Annotated in this window: 20 protein-coding genes; 12 read left to right on the top strand and 8 right to left on the bottom strand. The window is 67.4% G+C overall.

Going from position 1 to position 22,496, the window contains the following annotated elements; translation table 11 throughout:
• The first annotated feature begins 68 nt into the window (after positions 1-68).
• Entirely contained in the window at positions 69-824 is a 756-nt protein-coding gene (locus HMPREF2581_RS15655; protein ID WP_003084407.1) for an NRDE family protein, read from the top strand.
• 3 nt (positions 825-827) lie between these two features.
• Here the strand turns inward: HMPREF2581_RS15655 and HMPREF2581_RS15650 are convergent, their stop codons facing one another.
• From HMPREF2581_RS15650 to HMPREF2581_RS15640, 3 genes are all read right to left on the bottom strand, one after another.
• Entirely contained in the window at positions 828-1,865 is a 1,038-nt protein-coding gene (locus HMPREF2581_RS15650; protein ID WP_016254322.1) for a sensor domain-containing diguanylate cyclase, read from the bottom strand.
• Between the two features lie 118 nt (positions 1,866-1,983).
• Complete coding sequence (gene ptsP, locus HMPREF2581_RS15645; protein ID WP_003084404.1) at positions 1,984-4,263, bottom strand: phosphoenolpyruvate--protein phosphotransferase; 2,280 nt, start codon at positions 4,261-4,263, stop codon at positions 1,984-1,986.
• A gap of 22 nt (positions 4,264-4,285) precedes the next feature.
• A complete protein-coding gene (locus HMPREF2581_RS15640; protein ID WP_003084400.1) occupies positions 4,286-4,765 on the bottom strand; it encodes an RNA pyrophosphohydrolase in 480 nt (159 codons plus the stop codon).
• A 203-nt stretch (positions 4,766-4,968) separates the two neighbouring features.
• On the opposite strand from HMPREF2581_RS15640, the gene HMPREF2581_RS15635 reads away from it, so the two are divergent.
• Positions 4,969-5,622, top strand: coding sequence for a histidinol-phosphatase (locus HMPREF2581_RS15635; protein ID WP_004364996.1), 654 nt, complete (start codon positions 4,969-4,971; stop codon positions 5,620-5,622).
• Between the two features lie 49 nt (positions 5,623-5,671).
• Positions 5,672-6,913, top strand: coding sequence for an MFS transporter (locus HMPREF2581_RS15630; RefSeq protein ID WP_004364994.1), 1,242 nt, complete (start codon positions 5,672-5,674; stop codon positions 6,911-6,913).
• Here the strand turns inward: HMPREF2581_RS15630 and HMPREF2581_RS15625 are convergent.
• From HMPREF2581_RS15625 to ilvA, 4 genes are all read right to left on the bottom strand, one after another.
• Positions 6,886-7,353 carry a DUF2269 family protein gene (locus HMPREF2581_RS15625; protein WP_003084393.1) on the bottom strand — a complete coding sequence of 156 codons (468 nt, stop codon included), beginning with the start codon at positions 7,351-7,353 and terminating at the stop codon, positions 6,886-6,888. The genes HMPREF2581_RS15630 and HMPREF2581_RS15625 overlap by 28 nt on opposite strands.
• Positions 7,350-8,621: an SDR family oxidoreductase gene (locus tag HMPREF2581_RS15620; RefSeq protein WP_004364992.1), complete on the bottom strand. Its 1,272-nt coding sequence runs from the start codon at positions 8,619-8,621 to the stop codon at positions 7,350-7,352. The genes HMPREF2581_RS15625 and HMPREF2581_RS15620 overlap by 4 nt, the downstream gene beginning before the upstream one ends.
• A gap of 50 nt (positions 8,622-8,671) precedes the next feature.
• Positions 8,672-9,139, bottom strand: coding sequence for a DUF2269 domain-containing protein (locus tag HMPREF2581_RS15615; protein ID WP_003084389.1), 468 nt, complete (start codon positions 9,137-9,139; stop codon positions 8,672-8,674).
• Between the two features lie 119 nt (positions 9,140-9,258).
• Complete coding sequence (gene ilvA, locus HMPREF2581_RS15610; protein WP_071535559.1) at positions 9,259-10,797, bottom strand: threonine ammonia-lyase, biosynthetic; 1,539 nt, start codon at positions 10,795-10,797, stop codon at positions 9,259-9,261.
• Positions 10,798-11,031: 234 nt separating this feature from the next.
• Between ilvA and rpiA the strand changes: the two genes are divergently transcribed.
• From rpiA to HMPREF2581_RS15595, 3 genes are all read left to right on the top strand, one after another.
• A complete protein-coding gene (gene rpiA, locus HMPREF2581_RS15605) occupies positions 11,032-11,703 on the top strand; it encodes a ribose-5-phosphate isomerase RpiA (protein ID WP_003084386.1) in 672 nt (223 codons plus the stop codon).
• A gap of 122 nt (positions 11,704-11,825) precedes the next feature.
• A complete protein-coding gene (locus HMPREF2581_RS15600) occupies positions 11,826-12,158 on the top strand; it encodes a YegP family protein (protein WP_003110581.1) in 333 nt (110 codons plus the stop codon).
• 300 nt (positions 12,159-12,458) lie between these two features.
• Entirely contained in the window at positions 12,459-14,402 is a 1,944-nt protein-coding gene (locus tag HMPREF2581_RS15595; RefSeq protein WP_004364986.1) for an autotransporter outer membrane beta-barrel domain-containing protein, read from the top strand.
• A gap of 38 nt (positions 14,403-14,440) precedes the next feature.
• On the opposite strand, the gene HMPREF2581_RS15590 is transcribed toward HMPREF2581_RS15595, so the two are convergent.
• Entirely contained in the window at positions 14,441-15,406 is a 966-nt protein-coding gene (locus HMPREF2581_RS15590) for an SdiA-regulated domain-containing protein (protein WP_004364984.1), read from the bottom strand.
• 327 nt (positions 15,407-15,733) lie between these two features.
• Between HMPREF2581_RS15590 and HMPREF2581_RS15585 the strand changes: the two genes are divergently transcribed.
• The 6 genes from HMPREF2581_RS15585 (at position 15,734) to aphB (ending at position 22,450) form a co-directional block, all read left to right on the top strand.
• Positions 15,734-16,783: an ABC transporter ATP-binding protein gene (locus tag HMPREF2581_RS15585; protein WP_004364982.1), complete on the top strand. Its 1,050-nt coding sequence runs from the start codon at positions 15,734-15,736 to the stop codon at positions 16,781-16,783.
• The gene (locus tag HMPREF2581_RS15580) at positions 16,780-17,709 is read left to right on the top strand and encodes an ABC transporter permease (RefSeq protein ID WP_004364979.1); all 930 of its coding nucleotides are present in this window, start codon (positions 16,780-16,782) and stop codon (positions 17,707-17,709) included. Before HMPREF2581_RS15585 ends, HMPREF2581_RS15580 begins: the two co-directional genes overlap by 4 nt.
• On the top strand, positions 17,706-18,494 hold the full coding sequence (locus tag HMPREF2581_RS15575; RefSeq protein ID WP_003084366.1) for an ABC transporter permease: 789 nt from the start codon (positions 17,706-17,708) through the stop codon (positions 18,492-18,494). Before HMPREF2581_RS15580 ends, HMPREF2581_RS15575 begins: the two co-directional genes overlap by 4 nt.
• A 47-nt stretch (positions 18,495-18,541) precedes the next feature.
• The gene (locus HMPREF2581_RS15570) at positions 18,542-19,585 is read left to right on the top strand and encodes an ABC transporter substrate-binding protein (protein WP_004364977.1); all 1,044 of its coding nucleotides are present in this window, start codon (positions 18,542-18,544) and stop codon (positions 19,583-19,585) included.
• Between the two features lie 420 nt (positions 19,586-20,005).
• Positions 20,006-21,400, top strand: coding sequence for an APC family permease (locus HMPREF2581_RS15565; protein ID WP_003110575.1), 1,395 nt, complete (start codon positions 20,006-20,008; stop codon positions 21,398-21,400).
• Positions 21,401-21,415: 15 nt separating this feature from the next.
• Positions 21,416-22,450 (top strand): acetylpolyamine amidohydrolase AphB, encoded by a 1,035-nt coding sequence (aphB, locus tag HMPREF2581_RS15560; protein WP_003110574.1) that lies wholly within the window; start codon positions 21,416-21,418, stop codon positions 22,448-22,450.
• Positions 22,451-22,496: the final 46 nt, after the last annotated feature.

The raw sequence follows: 22,496 nt of genomic DNA, 5'->3' as shown, positions 1-22,496 counted from the left end.
GGCGTCGTGCTTGAACGGCGATGGCGGATGCCTTTAGCCTGACGGCCAGCCCATCCCAAGGACCGCGCATGTGCCTGATCGTCTTCGCCTGGCAACCGGGGCACGCCCTGCCGCTGCTGGTCGCCGCCAACCGTGACGAATTCTATGCCCGCCCGAGCCTGCCGCTGGCGGCCTGGGAGGACGCCGAGGGGGTATTCGCCGGACGCGACCTGGAGGCCGGCGGCACCTGGCTGGGGCTCGGCCCGGCCGGCCGTTTCGCCGCCCTGACCAACGTCCGCGATCCGTCGCAGGCTCTCGGCAAGCGCTCCCGTGGCGAACTGGTGGCGGACTTCCTGCGCGGCGGCGGCAACCCGGCCGACTACCTGGCGCAGGTCGCCGGGCGCGCTGCGGACTATTCCGGCTTCAACCTGCTCATTGGCGATCGCCATCAGCTCTGGCACTACAACCCCCGCGTAGGGCCACCGCGCCTGCTGCCGGCGGGGGTCTACGGGCTGTCCAACGCGGCCCTCGATACGCCCTGGCCGAAGCTGCTCAAGGCTCGCGCCGCCCTCGCCGAGCGGCTTGCCGAGCCGCATCCGCAGGCCCTGCTGGAGCTGCTGGCCGACGCAGCGCCGGCCGCCGACAGCCAGTTGCCGGATACCGGCGTGGGTCTGGCCACGGAACGTCTGCTCTCCAGCGTGTTCATCGCCAGCCCGAGCTACGGCACTCGCGCCAGCAGCGTCGTACGGGTACACGCCGACGGCACGCGGGAGATGATCGAGCGCAGCTTCGGGCCGTCCGGCGCCCGGCTCGGCGAGGTCAGCCTGGTGCTGCCGCCAGGCTGACCTTCAGCAACAGGCCACGCAATCGCGACGCTGCTTGGCCCGATAGAGGGCGTCGTCCACCCGGCACAGCAGCAGGTCGAGGGTCTCGCCATCGTTCAGCACGCCGACGCCGAAGCTGGCGGTCAACCGCTCGCCCATCTCGAAGGACTGCGAGCGAACCCGCTGGCGCAGGCGTTCGGCCAAGGCCGCCGCGGCCTCCAGGCCGGTTTCCGGAAGCAGCAGGATGAACTCCTCGCCGCCCCAGCGCGCCAGCACGTCGACCTCGCGCAGCTCGCTGGCGACCAGGCGGCCGAAGGCGACCAGCACGCGATCGCCGGTGGAGTGGCCGAACAGGTCGTTGATCCGCTTGAAGTGATCGACATCGATCATCATCAGTGCCGTCGCGCGTCCATGGCGCTGCCGGCGCATCCATTCATGGTGCAGGCACTGCTCGAACTTGCGCCGGTTGTACAGCTCGGTGAGCGGATCGATTTCGCTCAGGCGCTGGGCCTCGGCCATCTTCGAGGCCAGCGCCTGGTTGACCCGGTGCAGCGCCTCGGTGCGCTCGGCCACCAGGTCCTCGAGACGCCGGTTCCAGTCGAACAGTTCCTCGTTGCGCTGCTGCAACTCCAGCTCGACCAGCTTGCGCTGATGGATCTCGTGGTGCGCACCGATCATCCGCCGTGGCTCGCCGCGCTCGTCGAACTCGACGAAACGCCCGCGATCGCTGATCCACAGGTAATCCCCGCTGTAGGTGCGGCAGCGGTATTCCTCGCAGTATTCCGGGCTTTCGCCGTCGAGGTAGGCCTGGAAGCTGGCCATCACCCGCGGATAGTCCTCGGGATGGATGATGTTCTTCCAGGTCTCCACGCTCTCCGGCAGGCTATGTGGCGGATAGCCGAGCATCAGGTACCAGCCGGCGCTGCGGCTGACCTGGTTGGTCGCGATGTTCCAGTCCCAGATCCCGTCGCTGACGATCTCCAGGGCATATCGCAGGGTTTTCTCAAGGTCTTCGCGTGACAGCGGAAGAAGACCTGGCGGCTTCGACGCCCGTTCGTCCATTTTGCGGCAATCCCTCGCACGTTCGACTGGCCAGTGGCCTCTACCGAATGGCAGGCAGTCTATACGCTTGCGGGGAAAGCGTAAGCGCCGCACGACGAAGCGTCCGGCGCGCGGGAAATCAGGGCTGGACGGTAGCCGCCGGGTTGATCACGCGACCCAGGCCGAGGTTGCGCAACGCCAGGTGCAGCGAGCTGTGGATGACCTGCGGGTTGTCGAAGGTGAGCAACTGGCCGAGCAGGTCCCGGGCCTTGTCCAGGGTGATCTGGCGCAGCAGCCACTTCACCTTGGGCAGGTTGGTGGCGTTCATCGACAGGCTGTCGAAGCCCATCGCCATCAGCAGCACGGCAGCCGCGGGATCGCCGGCCATCTCGCCGCAGATGCTCACCGGCTTGCCTTCCAGGTGGGCATCGTCGACCACCTTCTTCAACGCATGCAGCACGGCCGGATGCAGGTAGTCGTAGAGGTCGGCGACCCGCGGATTGTTGCGGTCGACCGCCAGCAGGTACTGGGTCAGGTCGTTCGAACCGACCGAAAGGAAGTCGACCTGACGGGCCAGCTCGCGGGTCTGGTACACGGCGGCGGGAATCTCGACCATCATGCCGATAGGCGGCATGGCGATGTCCACGCCCTCGTCGCGCACCTCGCCCCAGGCGCGGTGGATCAGGTGCAGGGCCTCTTCCAGCTCGTGGGTGCCGGAGATCATCGGCAGCAGGATGCGCAGGTTGTCCAGTCCTTCGCTGGCCTTGAGCATGGCGCGGGTCTGGACCAGGAAGATCTCCGGGTGGTCGAGGGTGACGCGGATGCCGCGCCAGCCGAGGAACGGGTTGTCTTCCTTGATCGGGAAGTAGGACAGCGCCTTGTCGCCGCCGATATCCAGGGTGCGCATGGTCACCGGCAGCGGGTGGAAGGCACTGAGCTGCTCGCGGTAGATCGCCAGCTGTTCCTTCTCGCTGGGGAAGCGGTCGTTGATCATGAACGGCACTTCGGTGCGGTACAGGCCCACGCCCTCGGCGCCACGCTCCTGGGCGCGGGCGACATCGGCGAGCAGGCCGGTGTTGACCCAGAGCGGCATGCGGTGGCCGTCGAGGGTCTCGCAGGGCAGCTCGCGCAGGGCCGCCAGGCCCTTGCTCAGCTCGCGCTCCTCGGCGACCACGTCGCTGTACTGGCGCACCAGCTCGGCGGAGGGGTTGGTGTAGACCTCGCCGTGGTAGCCATCGACGATCAGGTCGATACCGTCGACCTTGGAGTACGGCAGGTCGACCGCCCCCATCACCGTGGGGATGCCCATGGCACGGGCGAGGATCGCCACGTGCGAGTTGCCCGAGCCGAGCACCGAGACCAGGCCGACCAGGCGCCCTTCCGGCACCTCGCCGAGCATCGCCGGCGACAGCTCCTCGCTGACGATGATGGTCTGCTCCGGGTAGGTCAGGTTCTGCTTGCGTTCTTCCTGCAGGTAGGCGAGCAGGCGGCGACCGATGTCCTTGACGTCGGAGGCGCGCTCGCGGAGATAGGCGTCGTCCATCAGCTCGAAGCGCTGCACGTGCTCCATCACCACCTGGCGCAGGGCGCCCTGGGCCCACTGGCCGGTACGGATGATGCGCTTGACCTCGTTGCCGATGGAGGCATCGTCGAGCATCATCAGGTAGACGTCGAACAGCGCGCGTTCTTCCTTGCGCAACTGGCTGGCGAGCTTGCTCGACAGCGCGCGCATGTCGGCGCGAACGCCCTCCAGGGCCTGCTTGAACAGGGCGATCTCGGCGTCGATGTCGTCGACCTGCTTGTCCGGCACCACTTCCAGGTCGGCCGGAGGCAACACCACCACCGCCTTGCCCACCCCGACCCCGGGGGCGCCGGGCACGCCGACGAACTTGGCTTCCTGGATGCCCTTGCCGAGCTTGCCCAGGCCGCGGATCGAACCGGTCGCCTCGGCATGCGCGATGACCCCGGCGAGCTGGGCGCTCATGGTGACGAGGAAGGCCTCCTCGCCTTCGTCGAACTGGCGGCGCTCCTTCTGCTGCACCACCAGCACCCCCATCACCCGCCTATGGTGGATGATCGGCGCGCCGAGGAACGACGCGTAGCGCTCCTCGCCGGTCTCGGCGAAATAGCGGTAGCGCGGGTGGGCGGCGGCGTTCTCCAGGTTGAGCGGCTCCTCGCGGGTGCCGACCAGGCCGACCAGGCCTTCGCTGGGGGCCATGCTGACCTTGCCGATGGAACGCTTGTTGAGGCCTTCGGTGGCCATCAGGACGAAACGCTGGGTCTCGGTGTCGAGCAGGTACACCGAGCAGACCTGGGTACCCATGGCTTCCTTGACCCGCTGCACGATGATGCCCAGCGCCGCCTTCAGATCCTTGGCGGAGTTCACTTCCTGGACGATCTTGCGCAGCGTGTTGAGCATGCTCGGGGCCTTGTCTCCGTGTTCAGTCCCGCGCCAGAAGGCGCGGGGCCAGTTCCTTCAGGGCGCGGCGGTAGACCTCGCGCTTGAAGGTCACCACCTGTCCCAGGGGGTACCAGTAACTCACCCAGCGCCAGCCGTCGAACTCGGGCTTGCTGGTGATATCCATGCGCACGCGCGCCTCGTCGGACATCAGCCGCAGCAGGAACCATTTCTGCTTCTGGCCGATGCACAGCGGCTGGCTGTGGGTCCGCACCAGGCGCTGCGGCAAACGGTAGCGCAGCCAGCCGCGGGTGCAGGCCAGGATGCGCACGTCCCCGGCCTCCAGCCCGACTTCTTCGTTCAATTCGCGATACAGCGCCTCTTCCGGCGTTTCGCGATCATTGATGCCTCCCTGCGGGAACTGCCAGGCTTCCTGATTGATACGCCGCGCCCACAGCACCTGCCCCGCCTCGTTGGCGAGAATGATGCCGACATTCGGGCGAAAACCATCGGAATCGATCACGCTGGGACATCCTCGAAATCGCATGTGCCCGCATTGTTCCATAAAGCTTGTGATAGCGGCAACGCGCGGCTTTGCGACTCGTGCGGGGAGGATACAGGGCCGGCAAAAGCCGGTAGGCTAGGGGTTTTCCCAAGGCCCGGTGGGAGCCTTCGCAAAAGGCTCTCGCGGCCCTCCCGCCACCCGCCAACCGATGGAGTCACCCCGTGCGTCTGGCCCTTTTCGATCTCGACAACACCCTGCTCGCCGGCGACAGCGACCATAGCTGGGGCGAATGGCTGTGCCAGCGCGGCCTGGTCGACGCCGCCGAATACCAGGCGCGCAACGACGCCTTCTATGCCGACTACGTGGCCGGCAAGCTCGACGTCCTTGCCTACCAGGCCTTCACCCAGGCGATCCTCGGTCGCACCGATATGGCCCAGCTGGAAACCTGGCACCGCCAATTCATGCAGGAAGTGATCGAGCCGATCGTGCTGGCCAAGGGCGAGGCGCTGCTCGCCGAGCACCGCGCCGCCGGCGACCGGCTGGTGATCATCACCGCCACCAACCGCTTCGTCACCGGCCCGATCGCCGAACGACTCGGGGTGGAGACCCTGATTGCCACCGAGTGCGAGATGCGCGACGGCCGCTACACCGGGCAGACCTTCGACGTGCCCTGCTTCCAGGGCGGCAAGGTGGTTCGCCTGCAACGCTGGCTCGACGAGAACGGCCTGAACCTGGAAGGCGCCAGCTTCTATAGCGACTCGCTGAACGACCTGCCGCTGCTGGAGAAGGTCAGCCGGCCGGTGGCCGTCGACCCCGATCCGCGCCTGCGCGCCGAGGCGGAAAAACGCGGCTGGCCGATCATTTCCCTGCGTTGACCCACTGACAAGTGCGCCGTCCGACGGGCGGCGCCACGGCGGACCCAGGATGCCCCACACCGCCCCCACTCCCGGCTCGCTGCGGCCGGTCGTGATCGTCGCCCTGGTCACCGCGCTATGCCTGGCCGGCGATTCGATGCTTTATATCGCCCTGCCGATCTACTGGCACGAGGTCGGCCTGGAGGCGCTCTGGCAGGTCGGCGTGCTGCTGTCGATCAACCGCCTGATCCGCCTGCCCTTCAATCCGCTGATCGGCCGCCTGTACAAGCACCTGGCACTGAAGACCGGCCTGCTCCTGGCGGTCGTCATCGGCGTGTTGAGCACCGCCGGCTACGGCCTGGCCAGCGGTTTCCTGGCCTGGGTGCTGCTGCGCGGACTGTGGGGGATCGGCTGGTCGTTCTTCCGCATCGGCGGGCTCTCGGCGGTGGTCTACTGCGCCGCCGACCACCAGCGCGGCCACGCCATGGGCCTGTACAACGGCCTCTACCGCCTGGGCAGCCTGGTCGGCATGCTGCTCGGCGGGCTGCTGGTGCCGGTCCTCGGCCTGCCGGCGCTGGCGCTGTCCTTCGCGATCCTGGCACTGCTCGGCCTGCCGCTGCTGGCGAAGGGTTTCGACCTGCCGGAGAATCCCGCCGGACAGGCGCGGACCTCCGCCGCAACGGCATCCACCAGCGTCGCCAGGCGCCCGCCGCCGCGCGGCCTGGTGATCCTCAGCGGCTTCGCCACCGCCCTCCTGATCCAGGGCGTACTCGCCGCCACCCTGAGCGCCCTGATCGCCCGCAGCTTCGGCACCGAGGTCAGCCTGCTCGGCCTGGCGCTCAGCGCCGCCGGCCTCTCCGGGATCATCCAGGCCCTGCGCTGGTCCTGGGAGCCCTGGCTGGCCGGGCGCTTCGGCGCCTGGTCGGATGGCCCGCGCGGGCGTCGGCGCTTCTACGTGGCTGCGCTACTGGTCGGCGCAATGGGCTTCGGCCTGCTTTCCAGCAGGCTGCCCATTCTCGCCTGGCTGGCCATCGCCCTGCTGGTGATGCTGGTCGCCACCGCCCTCACCACCCTGACCGACGCCCTCGCCGCCGACGTCGCCCGCGCCGGCGACGTGGTCGGTTTCATGACCCGCTACTCCATCGTCCAGGACCTCGGTGCCGCGCTGGGCCCGGCCCTGGCCTTCCTCCTGCTGGAGCGGCCCGGCGGCTTCGCCTGGTTGTACTGGGGCGGCTCCCTGGCGTTCCTGGTCCTGGCGTTGCTCTGGTTGCGCCGAGCGGACTCTCAGACCGGCTTGTTGACCATCAGGTAGAAGATGACCATGAAGGCGATGAAGGCCGGCCAGCCGAGGATGAACCAGGCGTTCATGTAGCGGTACGCCAGCGGTTCGATGGGCCGCGCCTCGCGCAAGGCAGCCTCGGCCATGTCGCGTACGCGGATCTGCAACCACACCACCGGTAGCCAGCAGAGCCCGGCGAACACGTAGAGGCCCAGGCTCCACAGCAACCAGCCCTGGGCCAGCGACCAGCCGGCGACATGCACCATGGCCAGGCCGCTGAGCGGCTGGAACACCGCGGTGGTGGCGATGAACAGCCAGTCGGCGGTGACCAGGTGGCGGAAGGTCACTGCGATCACCGGCAACTGCCCGCTGCGCCAGGCACGCAGGGCGTAGTAGGCCGACCCCAGGCCGGTGCCGAAAAGAATGGTCGAGGAAAGGATATGCAGGGTCTTCAGCAGTAGGTAAAGGTTCATCCACGGGCCTCCTTGGCTCGAGGTTCGTCGCCCAGCAGCCAGAGCGTGGCCACCATCAGCACGATGTTCTTGCCGACCGCCATGTAGGGGTCGTACCAGTAGTGCGGCAGGATCAGGCTGATCGCCAGGCTGTAGCCAAGCATCAGCCAGAACTGCGCCAGCAGCGCGCGCCGACGCCAGCGGCGGAGCAGCAGGCCGACGCCGAGCGCGCCGTCGAGCAGGGCCCCGGCGATCACCGCCAGGCTCGCCGGCCAGCCGTGGATGCCGGCCTCGCCGAGGATCCGCAGGCCCCAGCCGTAACCCGGCCCCAGGCAGGCGACCAGGGTACCCAGCCAGATCAGCACCAGGGCCGCCAGCATCAGCGGCCGCATCAGAGCCGCCAGGCTGCGTGCCGCCTGCGGCCAGCCGAGCAGCCGACTGGCCAGCGGCGCGCAACGATAGCCGCAGGCCGCATCGAGGAGTGCCGGGTCGGCCAGGTTGTCGTGGCGCACCAGCTTCAGCATCGATGGACTCAGTGTCCGCCAGCCAGCACGCCGGCCAAGCCCGCCCAACGCATCGAGAAGCGCCGCGGGCGGCACCACATAGCGGCCGCGCGGCCAACCCTGGGCGCGGCGCAGCTCGTCCAGCAGCTCGCCCTGGGTCAGCGCCTGCGGACCCACCAGCGGAATCACCTGCGCCCGCTCCGGCCAGCAGCGCAGCAAGGCCAGCACCGCGCCGACCAGGTCCTCGACATGCAGCGGTTGCAGGCGCGCGCGATTGTCCAGCAAGGGAATCAGCGGTAGCGGCGACAGGCGTTCCAGCCAGGCGCTGCTGGCGCCGCCCGGCCCCAGCAGCAGGGACGGGCGCAGCACCAGCGCCGGGATGCCCAGTTCCAGCAGGTGGCGGTCGGCCGCCGCCTTGCTGGCGAGGAAGGTCACGTCCGGGTGCGCACCGGCGCCCAGCGCGGAAATCTGCAGGACCTTCGCCCCATGGGCCGCAGCGAGGTCGAAGAGTGCTCGCGCGCCGCTGTCCTGGACGCGAGCCATGCTCGCCTCGTCGAGGCTCATGGTGCCGGCGGCGTTGATCAGCAGGTCGACCCCGGCGGGCCAGGCGAAGCTGTCCGGCCTTTCCGCAAGCCGCTCCAGGTCGAGCGCCAGCCAGCGTACGCCGGCAGGCGCATCGACCGGCGGGCGGCGCGCGGTGAGGAGCAGTTCGTGTCCGGCGGCGAGCAGCGCCGGGAGCAGGTGCCGCCCGACGAAACCTCCCGCGCCTACCAGCAGAATACGCATGCGTTCCTACAGAACCGGCGAAGGCCGGTGAAGTCCATTTCGTTGGCGTTTCAGAGCGGCTTGCTGACCATCAGTACCGCCACCGCGATGAAGCTGGCCGCACCGAGCAGGGCCATGACCAGGCCCACCTTGATCTCGCGCAGGGTCTGCTCGCCCAGCGCGGCCCCCGCCGTCTCGGCGGCGCCGGCCTGGTGCTGGACCCGCGCCAGGCGGCCGGCGAGGACCAGCCAGAAGATGCAGCCGAGCAGATAGAGGCAGGCGCCGAACAGCAGCCAGCTCTGGCCCAACGGCCAGCCGGCCAGGTGCACCAGCCACCAGCCGCTGACCGGCAGGGCCAGCAGGCTGAGCCCCAGCAGCGGCCAGCCGATCAGGCGGACCCGCTTGAAACCGCGCGCGATCCGCGCCGCGTCGCCCGTCCGCCAGCTGCGCCAGGCGTAGAACGCCAGGCCGAGCAGGCCGCCGAAGAGCAGCACGGTGGCGACTCCGTGGAGAATCTTGATCTGGAGAAAATGTTCCATCAGCGCATCCTTGTCCGTGTTCCCGGCCCGTTTGAGGGGCCGGGGGCGGGCTCAGTTCCCGAGGAAGGAGATCACCTGCCCGTGAAGCTTAGCAGCCCGTGTCGGCGAGCCGCCGCGGGTCAGCCGAGGAACAGCTGGTAGGCCGGGTTGGCGGTCTCGTCCCAGTACGGATAGCCGATCGCCTCCAGGGTCTGCGGGATCAGGTGGCGCTCGTCTTCCGGCACCTGCAACCCGGCCACCACCCGGCCGTCGGCCGCGCCATGGTTGCGGTAGTGGAACATCGAGATGTTCCAGCGCCCGCCGAGCTTGGTGAGGAAGTTGAACAGCGCGCCGGGCCGCTCGGGGAATTCGAAGCGGAACACCATCTCGTCGCTGACTTTCACTGCATGGCCGCCAACCATGTGGCGGATGTGCAGCTTGGCCAGTTCGTTGTCGGTCAGGTCGAGGACCGGGAAGCCCTTCTCGCGCAGATAGGCCACCAGCGCCTCGCGCGGGTCGTTCTCCGGGTGGGTCTGCACGCCGACGAAGATGTGCGCCTCGCTGCCGCTGTGGTAGCGATAGTTGAACTCGGTGATCTGGCGCTTGCCGACCGCCTCGCAGAAGGCCTTGAAGCTGCCCGGCCGCTCGGGAATGGTCACCGCGATGATCGCTTCGCGGCGCTCGCCCAGTTCGGCGCGTTCGGCGACATGCCGCAGGCGATCGAAGTTGACGTTGGCGCCGGAGTCGATCGCCACCAGGGTCTGCCCCTCGGCGCGCTCGCGCTCAACGTACTTCTTGATCCCGGCCACCGCCAGCGCGCCGGCCGGCTCGGTGATCGAGCGGGTGTCGTCGTAGATGTCCTTGATCGCCGCACAGATCTCGTCGGTGCTGACGGTGATCACTTCGTCGACGTGGTCCTTGCAGATGTCGAAGGTGTGCTGGCCGATCTGCGCCACCGCCACGCCGTCGGCGAACAGCCCGACCTGGCCCAGCATCACCCGCTCGCCGGCGGCCATGGCCGCCTGCAGGCAGTTCGACTCGTCCGGCTCGACGCCGATCACCTTGATCTCCGGACGCAGGTACTTGACGTAGGCGGCGATGCCGGCGACCAATCCGCCACCGCCCACCGGGACGAAGATCGCATCGAGGCGGCCGGGCTGCTGGCGGAGGATCTCCATGGCCACGGTGCCCTGGCCGGCGATGGTGTCCGGATCGTCGTAGGGATGGACGAAGGTGTAGCCCTTCTCGTCGACCAGCTTCAGCGCGTGGGCCAGCGCCTCGGGGAAGGCGTCGCCGTGCAGCACCGCCTTGGCGCCGTGGGCGCGCACCGCCTGGACCTTGATCTCGGGGGTGGTCTTGGGCATCACGATGACCGCCCTGATCCCCTGCCGCTTGGCCGCCAGGGCCAGGCCCTGGGCGTGGTTGCCGGCCGAGGCGGCGATCACCCCGCGGGCCTTCTCCTCCTCGGTGAGCTGCGCGACCTTGTTGTAGGCGCCGCGGATCTTGAAGGAAAACACCGGCTGCAGGTCCTCGCGCTTGAGCAGGACCTGGTTGCCGAGGCGTTCGGACAACTGGCGGGCGGGTTGCAGGGGCGTTTCCACCGCGACGTCATAGACGCGCGAGGTGAGGATCTTCTTGACGTATTGTTCGAGCATCGGAGGCGGTTCGGCGGACTTCACGGAAGCCCGGAGTCTACTCCAGGCCCGCCGGGCGGACTACCGGCGTGCCGCAGGAAAACACCGCGACTGCCGGTCATCCGGGGCAAGACCGGAGCACGCCAGGCCGCTATAATTCGTCCCTTCGTATCGCAGCGGCACAGGACGTGCCGGAAACCCGCCGGGCCGCCCCGGCCGCGCGCACCCTCCGCCTGCGCCGCCGGGACGGCCGGCCAGGCAACCAGACAGGCACCCGGGATGAACCAGGATCAGCTCAAGCAGGCAGTGGCACAGGCCGCCGTCGACCACATTCTTCCGCACCTCGACAGCAAGAGCATCGTCGGCGTCGGCACAGGCTCCACCGCCAACTTCTTCATCGATGCCCTGGCCCGCCACAAGGCCGAGTTCGACGGCGCAGTGGCCAGTTCGGAGGCCACCGCCAAGCGCCTGAAGGAACATGGCATCCCGGTCTACGAGCTGAACACGGTCAGCGAGCTGGAGTTCTACGTCGACGGCGCCGACGAAAGCAACGAGCGCCTGGAGCTGATCAAGGGCGGCGGTGCCGCGCTGACCCGCGAGAAGATCGTCGCCGCGGTGGCCAAGACCTTCATCTGCATCGCCGATGCCAGCAAGCTGGTACCCATCCTCGGCCAGTTCCCGCTGCCGGTGGAGGTCATCCCGATGGCTCGCAGCCACGTCGCCCGCCAACTGGTGAAGCTCGGCGGCGATCCGGTCTACCGCGAAGGCGTGCTGACCGACAACGGCAATATCATCCTCGACGTGCACAACCTGCGCATCGACAGCCCGGTGGAACTGGAAGAGAAGATCAACGCCATCGTCGGCGTGGTCACCAACGGCCTGTTCGCCGCCCGCCCGGCCGACCTGCTGCTGCTCGGCACCGCCGACGGCGTCAAGACCCTCAAGGCCTGAACCCGCTCGCCCCAGGCCGATGACCGGTGCGGGGCGACACTGCAACAAAAGCGGCTACGCTGTGTCTCAGCAGACGGCTGGTCCGTTGCGATCCGCCGCACCCCGTGAACAAGGAGCTAGACATGGCAGCCAAATTCCATCTGAAGAAAGCGAAAGACGGCCAGTTCCACTTCAACCTGCATGCCGCCAACGGCGAGATCATTCTCACCAGCGAACTGTACAAGGCCAAGGACTCGGCGCTCGGCGGCATCGAGTCGGTGCGCAAGAACTCCCAGCGCGACGGTGCCTTCGAGGTCAAGCCGGCCAACAACGGCAAGTTCCACTTCGTGCTCAAGGCCACCAATGGCCAGGTCGTCGGCCAGAGCCAGCTCTATGCCAGCCAGGCCAACGCCGAAGCCGGCGTGCAGTCGGTGAAGCGCGCAGCGCCGGAAGCCGGCCTCAGCGACGAAAGCTGAGGCCTGGCGGCGCCTGTGCCGAGGCACAAGCGCCGCCCATCCACCTCTGCATTCCCTTCCGCGGTTACTTCCCGTCCCAGGAGTTGAACGCAGCGCCCCATTTTCAGGCTCGCAAGTAACACTCCCGGCCGCTGCCTCTCTCTGCTTCGCCGTCCAAGCCGCTGCCAGTTACAACGTAGCGACACCTCAGGTCGCCCAGGCGTCAATTCGTGCTCCAGAGACATGAAACGGTCCGCATCCTGCTTTCCGCGGCGCGAGCATCATTCGATGCACCATCGTACCGACACAGAGGAAAGTGCCGTGTTCAAACCATTAGCTGTCGCTGTAGGCCTGGGATGTGCTGCGCTGTCGTTGGGTGCCAACGCCTATCAATACGGGGAATACGCCGGGGAGACCCTGGAGCGCCTGATCACCGACTACCCGGGCCGCTATCGCGGCACCGCCAGCTTCGCCGGCGCCAGCGAACTGATGCAGTCGCGCCTGGGCTTCGGCTACCAGACCAGTCGCCAGGACTTCACCTGGGCCGGCAACCGCAGTTCGCAGAACGTCATCGCCTCGGCGCCCGGCAGCAGCGGGAAGTTCCTGGTACTCGGCGCGCACTACGACACCTACTACGGTCGCCCGACCCTGCAGGGCCTGGACGATAACGCCTCGGGCGCGGCGGTGCTCACCGAGATCGCCCGCAACCTCGGCGGCATCGCCCTGGAGAACGGCCTCGAGGTGGTCGGTTTCGGCGCCGAGGAGGAAGGCCTGCGCGGTTCGCGTGCCTACGTCGAGTCCCTCGACGCCAGCCAGCGCGCCAACCTGCTGGGAATGATCAACCTCGACAGCCTGGTCACCGGCGACAAGATGTACGCCCATGCCGGCTCCAACAGCGTGTCCAACCCGGCCCTCGGCGCCTACCGCGAACAGATCCTGCGCATCGCCCGCGAGCTGGACATCCCGCTGTTCACCAACCCCGGCCTGAACGCCGAATACCCGGCGGGTACCGGCTGCTGCAGCGACGGCGAAAGCTTCAACGGGATGGACATCCCGGTGTTGTTCATCGAGGCGACCAACTGGGAACTGGGCGACCTGGACGGCTACGAGCAGACCGACAACCCGGCGATTCCCGGCGGCTCAACCTGGCACGACCCGGCCGAGGACAACAAGGAAGTACTGACCAACGCCCTCGGCCAAGAGCGCATCGAGCAACGCATGCGCGACTTTTCCCGCCTGCTGACGCGCCTGGTGCTGGAGCTGACCAACGCCGACCTGCTGGCCTCCACCGCCTCCGGCGGCGCCCTGGCGCGGCAGATGGAAGACCAGTTGCAGCGCCAGCACCAGGCACTGACCCGCCTGCACGACCGCCGCTGGCTGACCCTGCTCGGCAGCAACCGGCCGGTAGGCAGCTTCGACGGCGAGGTGGGCGCGGAGGGCGAGGTCTCGCCGGACAGCGGTTTCGACATGCCTGGCGATCCGGAGTCCAGGCGCGCCGGCGTGCATCTGCTCGGCGACTACCGCTACAGCGAGGCCCTGACCCTCGGCGGCAGCCTGGCCTTCCAGCGCAGCCGCGACAAGCTGGACCATGGCGGGCGCATCGAGGGCGACACCTGGCAGCTCGGCCTGTTCGGCCTGTACAACGACGGCGGTCCGGAATGGCTGGCCGGCGAGCTGAACCTCGGGCATACCCGCTACGACAGCAAGCGTTCGGTCTACCTCCAGGCCGCCGGCGGGCCGGTGCTGCTCGACCAGCGTCTGTCGGGCGACACCTCGGCCTGGTCCTGGGGCGCCCGGCTGGAAGGCGGCTATGACTTCAGCTTCGGCGAACTGCGGAGCGGGCCGCTGGCCGGTCTCGACTACATGCGCTACCGCATCGACGACTTCCGCGAGGACGAGGCCCTGCGTACCGCACTCGGCTACGAGAAGCAGGACTACGACTCGCTGGAGGCGAGCCTCGGCTGGCGCCTGCGCGGCGAGCTGGCGCTGGGTGCGAGAATGCGCCTGCAACCCTACGCCAGCCTGCGCTGGGTCCGCGAGCTGGCGGACGGACGCCTGGAGGACATGGACCTGACCAGCCGCGGCGACGGGCGTGTCCGGGTCGCCGACATGGGCGGCGTGGACAAGGATTTCGGCCGCGCCCAGCTTGGCGCGCAACTGGCGATCACCGAGCAGCTCGGGGTCTTCGCCGAAGCCAACAGCCGCTTCGCCCACAGCGAAGGCAACCAGGCGGGCTATTCGCTCGGGGTGAACTGGCAGTTCTGAGCGGGCCAGGGGACGCTCCTGCCGTCCCCGCATCCGCGTCAGGGCTGCGCCGGCTCGTCCTTGCTGAACACGTAGAACAGGTTCGGTTCGCTGACCAGGTAGAGCACGCCACGGTCGTCCATCGCCACGCCCTCGGCCTGCGGCACGCTGCGCTTCAGGCCGTGCATGCCGCGCAGCAGCGACAGGGTGCTGACCGGCTCGCCGTCGGTGTCCAGCTCGACTACCAGACGCGACTCGTCGGACAACGCCAGCAGGTGCCCAGTGCCCTCGTCGAACTGCAGGCTGGACAGGTCGCGGACGAACAGGCGCTTGTCGCGCCCGGGGTCGTCCACCACGTGCACGGCGAACGGTTTGTCCGCCTGGGTGTGGGGGAAACCGTGGATCTCGTAGATGCGCACCGGGTCGCGCTCCTTGGCGACGAACAGGCGCTTGCCCTCGGCGTCGTAGGCCAGCCCCTCGAAACCCTTGTTGCCGTTGAGGCCGATACCCAGCGAAAGCTGCTGGGCATCGGCAGCGTCGATGAAGCGCGTATCGTCCTCCAGGCGCACCTTGACCAGGCGTTGCTGGCGCTCGTCGGTGATCACGTAGACACCGCGGCTGATGTACTCGATGGCCTCGGCGTCGCCGAAGCCGGTCAGCGGGATGGTCCGCAGTACCTTGCCCTGCAAGGACAGCTCGATGATCTGCGCCGGCTGGTTGGTCACGGTGAACAGGGTGCGCCGGTCGGGATCGAAGGTCAGCGCGGAAACGTCGTCGTTCAACCCCTCGATGGGCTGCGCCTCGATCCGCACGCGGTAGTCCGGCAGCCATATCGAGCGCTCTTTCCAGGCATCGGCGTGACGCCACTCCTGGACAGCGAACCAGGCCCGGTCGAAGACGCGGAAGCTCTGGCCGAGAAGGACCAGCGCGGTCAGCGCGACCAGCAGGACGGCCAGCAGCAGACGGCGAGGCGTAAAAGCTCGGGACATTGAAAACGGCTCGGGAGTTTGGGCGTGGATAGTCATAGCATAGAGCCTGTACGCTGTATGGAAACGGGCTGCGCCCGACCTTTCCTACGCAAGCTACGGCTCCAGGCTGAAGCCAAGCTTAAAGTCAGCCAGCCGCCCGGGCGACTCGGACAGGTCCGAGTTTCCTGTCCGAAAGAGACGACAAGAGAGCATCCGCAGTCTTCTTCCAGCGCCACCAGATTGGCCTGTTCGATCCCTTATTGGCCGCATCTATCGTTCTGCGCCCGCGGCGCCCCGGTCATTATCGAACCGCAGCAGGTGAAGCGGGCCCCAGAAACCGCAAAACCTCAACAATAACAACTGCTTGACTGCATGGAATTCAGCATGACCAGCGCGATAGCCATCGAGCGGATCTGCATGGAATTCGGTACCCCCGGCCAAGGCCTGAAGGCCCTTGACGATGTGTCCCTGGATATCCACGCCAACGAATTCTTCACCCTCCTCGGCCCTTCCGGCTGCGGCAAGACCACCCTCCTCCGCCTCATCGCCGGTTTCGAACAACCCAGCTCCGGCAGCATCCGCCTCTATGGCGAACGCATGGAAGGCCTGCCGCCGTTCCGCCGCCCGGTCAACACGGTGTTCCAGAGTTATGCGCTGTTCCCGCACATGAGCGTCGCCGAGAACATCGGCTTCGGCCTGGAGATGCAGGGCCGCCCGCGCAGCGAGATCGACGCCACCGTGAGCCGCATGCTCGAGCTGGTGAAGCTGCCGGAGGTCGGCAAGCGCCGCGCCGACCAGTTGTCCGGTGGCCAGCAGCAACGCATCGCCCTGGCCCGCGCGCTGGCCAGCCGGCCCAAGGTGCTGCTGCTCGACGAGTCGCTGTCGGCGCTGGACCTGAAGCTGCGCAAGGAAATGCAGATCGAGCTGAAGCGCCTGCAGCACGAGACCGGGATCACCTTCATCTTCGTCACCCATGACCAGGAGGAAGCGCTGACCATGTCCGACCGCATCGCGGTGATGAGCAAGGGCAAGGTGCTGCAGGTCGGCACACCCAGCGACATCTACGAGGCGCCGCTGAACCGGGCGGTCGCCGACTTCATCGGCGAAACCAACTTCCTCGAGGGCCAGGCCGACGCCGACGGCGTGCGCCTGGCGGACGGCCAGCGGCTGGCCGCGACGACCCCGGGCAGCGGCGCGGTGACCCTGGCGATCCGCCCGGAGCGCACCGAACTGGCCGCCGACGGCCAGTTGGAAGGCGTGCTGGAAAACGTCGTCTATGTCGGCACCGATACCGTCTACCACCTGAACGTGGCCGGCCAGCCGGGCTTCCGCGTGCGCCAGCAGAACCGCGACGGCGCACGCTGCCCGCACAGTCCGGGGGCGAAGGTGCGGGTGCGGGTTCCCGCCGCCGCCATCCGGGTGCTCGCCGAATGAGCGCCACCGGCCGACCTTCCGCGCAACAGTCGGCCGAACGCCGGCAACTGCGTCGGCGCCTGCTGCTGAGCAGCCCGGCGATGCTGATGCTGGTGCTGTTCCTGGTGATCCCGCTAGGCATCATGTTCGCCGTGTCGATCCAGCAGTCCGGCGACTACGGCGGGGTGAAGTGGGGCCAGCACAGCCTGGAGGCCTACCTCAATTTCCTCTGGGAACGCGACCTGGACGACAGCCTGGTGTTCAACGCCGACTACCTGGGCATCTTCCAGCGCTCGTTCTGGCTGTCGCTGCTGACCACCCTCGGCTGCCTGGCACTCGGCTTCCCCACCGCGCTGTACCTGGCGTTGCAGCCGGAACGCCGGCGCAACCTGCTGCTGTTCCTGGTCACCGTGCCGTTCTGGACCAACCTGCTGGTGCGGGTCTACGCCTGGATCCTGCTGCTGCGCAACGGCGGGCTGGTGGACGCCGGCCTGCAAGGCATCGGCCTGACCGACACCGGGCTGGGGCTGCTCTATACCGATAACGCGGTGATCATCGGCCTCCTTTATACCTACCTGCCGTTCATGGTGCTGCCGATCTACACCAGCCTGGAAAAGATGGACTGGCGCCTGGTGGAGGCGACATTCGACCTCGGCGCCAACCGCTGGAAAGCGCTGCGCCGGGTGATCGTGCCGCTGGCGATGCCGGGGATAGTCGCCGGCTGCATCCTGGTATTCATCCCGGCCCTGGGCAGCTACATCATTCCGGAATTGCTCGGCGGCGGTAAGGCGCTGATGATCGGCAACCTGATCCAGCTGCAATTCGGTACCGCGCACAACTGGCCCTTCGGCGCCGCCCTTTCGTTCGCCCTGCTGGCCTTCGTCCTGCTGGCGATGCTGATCCACAGCCTGCGCTTCCGGGCCAACGCCGGCGGAGGCCAGCCATGAACGGCCGCAATCCACTCTGGACCTTCAGCGGCGTGCGCCAGGCCGCCTGGCTGTTCTTCGCCTTCCTCTACATCCCGATCCTGGTGCTGGTAGCGCTCAGCTTCAACAGCGGCCAGTCGGCGACGCTCTGGGAGAGCTTCAGCCTGAAATGGTACGCGGTGGTGGCCAACGATCCGGAAATCCTCCGCGCGGCGAAGAACTCGCTGATCGTCGCCACCCTCGCCACCCTGGCCTCGACCGTCCTGGCCACCCTCGCCGCGCTGGGCATGCGCGGTCGCGCCTTCCGCGGACAGACCCTGATGAACGGCGTGCTCGGCCTGCCGTTGCTGGTGCCGGAGATCGTCACCGCGGTGGCGACCCTGATGTTCTTCTCCTTCATCGGCCTGAAGCTGTCGTTGTTCACCATCCTCATCGCCCACATCGTGTTCTGCATCCCCTTCGCCTACCTGCCGATCCGCGCCCGCCTGGAGGGCCTGGACCCGCGCCTGGCAGAGGCCGCCGCCGACCTCTACGCCTCGCCGTGGAAGGCCTTCTGGAAAATCACCCTGCCGCTGCTGATGCCCGGCGTGCTGTCCGGGGCGATGCTCGCGTTCATCATCTCGATGGACGATTTCGTCATCACCTATTTCGTCGCCGGCGCCGGCGCAACCACCCTGCCGGTGTACATCTTCAGCTCCATCCGCATGGGCATATCCCCGAAGATCAATGCGATTTCATCGATCATCCTCATGATTTCCATCGCCTTCGTCGCCCTGTCGTACTACCTCGGCCAACGCCGCCGCTGAGAATCTGCCTCCACGAAGAAAAAACAGAAGATCGCCAGGAGTCCACCATGACCTACCGCACACCGCTCACCCTGCTCTTCGCCGCCGGTCTAGCCCTGGGCGGCCAGGCTCGCGCCGAAGGCACCCTGCACTTCGCCAACTGGTCGGACTACTACCCGCCGGAGTTGCTGAAGAAGTTCGAGAAGGACACCGGGATCAAGGCCACCCTCGACGCCTACGACAGCAACGAGACGCTGCTGGCCAAGCTCAAGGCCGGGGGCGGCGCCTACGACGTGGTGGTGCCGTCGGACAGCTTCATAGAGATTTTCGTCAAGGAGGGGCTGCTGCAAAAGCTCGACAAGAGCCAGTTGCCGAGCCTGGGCAATCTGAAGGAAAACTTCCGGACCCTTGGCTTCGATCCCGGCCACGACTACAGCATTCCCTATCTCTGGGGCACCACCGGCTACAGCTACGATACGGCGAAGGTGCCGGGCGGCAGGCTGGAAGAAAGCTGGAAGCCGTTCTTCGAACCACCAGCCGAGCTGAAAGGCAAGGTGGTGGCGCTGAACTCCATCGAGGAACTGTTCATTCCCGCCACCTACTACCTCGGCATCGACGAATGCACCGAGGACGCCAGGGAAGCGCAGAAGGTCCTCGACCTGCTGCTCAGGCAAAAGCCGGCGCTGGCCATGTACAACAGCGACGGCACCATCGAGCGCATGGCCGCCGGCGAGGTCGCCATGCACCAGCAGTGGAACGGCGCCTTCCACCGCGCCCACGCCCAACGCCCCAGCCTCGAATACGTCTATCCGAAGGAAGGCATCCGGCTGTTCATCGACAACTTCGCGATTCCGCGCGACGCCAGCAACGTCAAGGAAGCCCACGTCTTCATCGACTGGATGATGCGCCCGGAGAACATCGCCGCCGCCTCCAACTTCGCCAAGTACAACAACGCCATCGTCGGCTCGGAGAAATTCATGGAGAAGGCGCTGTTCGACGACCCGGCGATCAACACCCCGCAGGACAAGCTCAACCGCCTGAAGCCGTTCAAGCTCTGCTCGCCGAAAGCCCTGGCGCTGCGCAGCAAGGTCTGGACCAAGCTTAAGAAATGATCGACGCGGCGCTGGCGGCCAGCTCGCGCCAGCGCTGGCCGGCCAGCCAGTTTGGCCATCTCGATCCCTTTTTGACCGTCTACAGGGTTCTCCCCGGCGAAACCGGATTGCTAGAGTCGAACCGCGCCCTCCTCGAGGGGTCGCCCGGAGCCGCGGAAACGGCGCCGGCAGAGCCCAAGGGAACCTCGCGACCGCGAGCTAGAAATCCAACAAGAACGCTTCCTGAGAACGCCATGAACACTATCGACGCCCCAACGCCCGTGCCCGCACACGCCGCGCGCCCTCTCGTCACTGCCCTCTCCACCGACCCGGCGGAAACCCCAGCGGCTTTCCACTAGCCCGTCCATTCACCCGGCGCAGGAAAGGTCCGCCCACGCGGCCGCCTGCGGGATCGATACGGCATTTCGCGAGGAGCGGAACATGGCCAGCCAACGCAACAACGGCATCCTCATCGGCGGCAAGCGCCCCGAGTACGTCCACAGCGCCCAGGGCACCGGCCTGCGGCGCATCCTCGGGCTCCCCGCCCTGGTCTTCTTCGGGCTGGTCTACATGGTTCCGCTGACCATGTTCACCACCTACGGGGTAGTCACCGAGATCACCGGCGGTCGCACCGCCAGCGCCTACCTGATCACCCTGGCGGCGATGCTCTTCACCGCCTTTTCCTACAGCTTCATGGTGAAGAAATATCCCATCGCCGGCTCGGCCTATTCCTATACCAGCCTCAGCTTCGGCCCCTGCGTCGGCTTCCTCGCCGGCTGGTCGCTGCTGCTCGACTACCTGTTCCTGCCGATGATCAACTACCTGCTCATCGGCCTGTTCCTCAACATCGCCTTCCCGATGGTGCCGGCCTGGGTCTTCGTGCTCACGGCGATCGGCCTGGTCACCGTGCTCAACGTGATCGGCATCAGCTCGGTGGCCGGCATGAGCAACGTGATCGTCGGCGCCCAGTTCGTCTTCGCCGTGGTGTTCGTCGCCATGGCGGTCAAGCACCTGGCCGGCATCCCCTCGCTGGACCTGAGCCTGCCCTTCGTCGGCGACGGCAGCCAGCCGGGCTTCGCCCCGTTGATGGCCGGCGCGGCGGTGCTGTGCCTGTCGTTCCTCGGCTTCGACGCGGTCTCGACCCTGGCCGAGGAAACCCGCGACCCGCAACGCGACATCCCGCGCGCCATCGTCATCACCACGGTCGGCGCCGGCCTGCTGTTCACCGTGCTGGCGGTCTTCAGCCAACTGGTGTTCCCCGGCAGCGTATTCCAGGACGCCGAGTCGGCGGCCAACGAAGTGATGCTGGCGGCCGGCGGCAAGTTCCTCGCCAGCTTCTTCACCGCCGCCTACGTCGCCGGCGCCGCCGGCTCGGCACTGGCCTCGCAGGCCTCGGTGTCGCGCATCCTCTACAGCATGGGCCGCGACGGCATCCTGCCGCGGCGCGTGTTCGGCAGCCTCTCGGAGCGCTTCAAGACGCCAGTGATCGCGATCCTGGTGGTCTCGGTGATTTCCCTGCTGGCGGTGGTCATCGACCTCACCACCCTGGCCTCGATGATCAGCTTCGGCGCGCTGGTGGCGTTCTCCGCGGTGAACCTGGCGGTGATCCGCAGCTACCTGCTGCTCGACGGCCGCCGCGCCCCGCGCGACCTGCTGCGCTACGGGCTGGTGCCGGCCATCGGCCTGGGCCTGACCCTGTGGCTGTGGACCAGCCTCTCGGCGCTGACCCTGGTGATCGGCCTGACCTGGTTCGCCGCCGGCCTCGCCTACCTGGCGTTGCATACCGGCGGTTTCCGCCGCAAGGCGCCGACCGTGACCTTCTCCGAACAGAACTGAGCCCGGGAGCCCGACATGCTGACCATCTACAGCGACGACCATCGCCTGCACCACGGCCGGCACGAACTGATCGGCGGCCAGTTCACCCCCTGCTTCGAAAAACCCAGCCGCGCCGACATGGTCCTCGACCGCGTGAAGGCCGTCGGCCTCGGCGAAGTCCGCGCACCGCGCGACTTCGGCCTGGAACCGATCCGCCGGGTGCACAGCGAGGGTTTCGTGCGTTTCCTGCAGAACGCCTGGCAGGACTGGCTGGCCACCGGCCGCAGCCACGACATGCTGCCGATCGCCTGGCCGACCCGGCGCCTGCGGCAGACGGAGCCGGACAACATCGACGGTCGCCTCGGCTACTACTCCTTCGACGCCGGCGCGCCGATCACCGCCGGGACCTGGCAGGCGATCACCAGTTCGGCCAACGTCGCCCTCAGCGGCCAGTCCGAACTCGCCAACGGCGCGCGCTCGGTATTTTCGCTCTGTCGCCCGCCGGGCCACCACGCCGCGGCCGACTACATGGGCGGCTATTGCTTCTTCAACAATGCCGCCATCGCCGCCCAGGCCTTCCTCGACCGGGGCGCCGGGCGGGTGGCGATCCTCGACGTCGACTACCACCATGGCAACGGCACCCAGGACATCTTCTACGACCGCGCCGATGTGCTGTTCACCTCGATCCACGGCGATCCGCGCTTCGAATACCCCTATTTCCTCGGCTACGCCGACGAGAAGGGCAACGGCGTCGGCACCGGCTACAACTTCAACTACCCACTGGCGGCCGGCAGCGACTGGGCGACCTGGAGCCAGGCGCTGCAGGCGGCGATCCGGCAGATCCAGGCCTATGCGGCGGACGTCCTGATCGTTTCCCTGGGGGTGGATACCTTCAAGGAGGACCCGATTTCCCAGTTCCGCCTGGACAGCCCCGACTACCTGCGCATGGGCGAAGCCATCGGCAAGCTCGGCCTGGCCACGCTGTTCGTGATGGAGGGAGGCTACGCGGTGGAGGAAATCGGGATCAACGCGGTGAACGTGCTACAGGGTTTCGAAGGGGTTCACCGGTAAGCCCGCCCGCAACTTCACCCGGTCGGAACGCGAAACGGCCCGCCTC

The sequence above is a fragment of the Pseudomonas sp. HMSC057H01 genome (assembly GCF_001836405.1).
Taxonomy (GTDB): Bacteria; Pseudomonadota; Gammaproteobacteria; order Pseudomonadales; family Pseudomonadaceae; genus Pseudomonas; species Pseudomonas aeruginosa.
The sequence above is the reverse complement of the archived record's forward strand: the minus strand, read 5'-3'. Positions and strand labels throughout refer to the sequence as shown.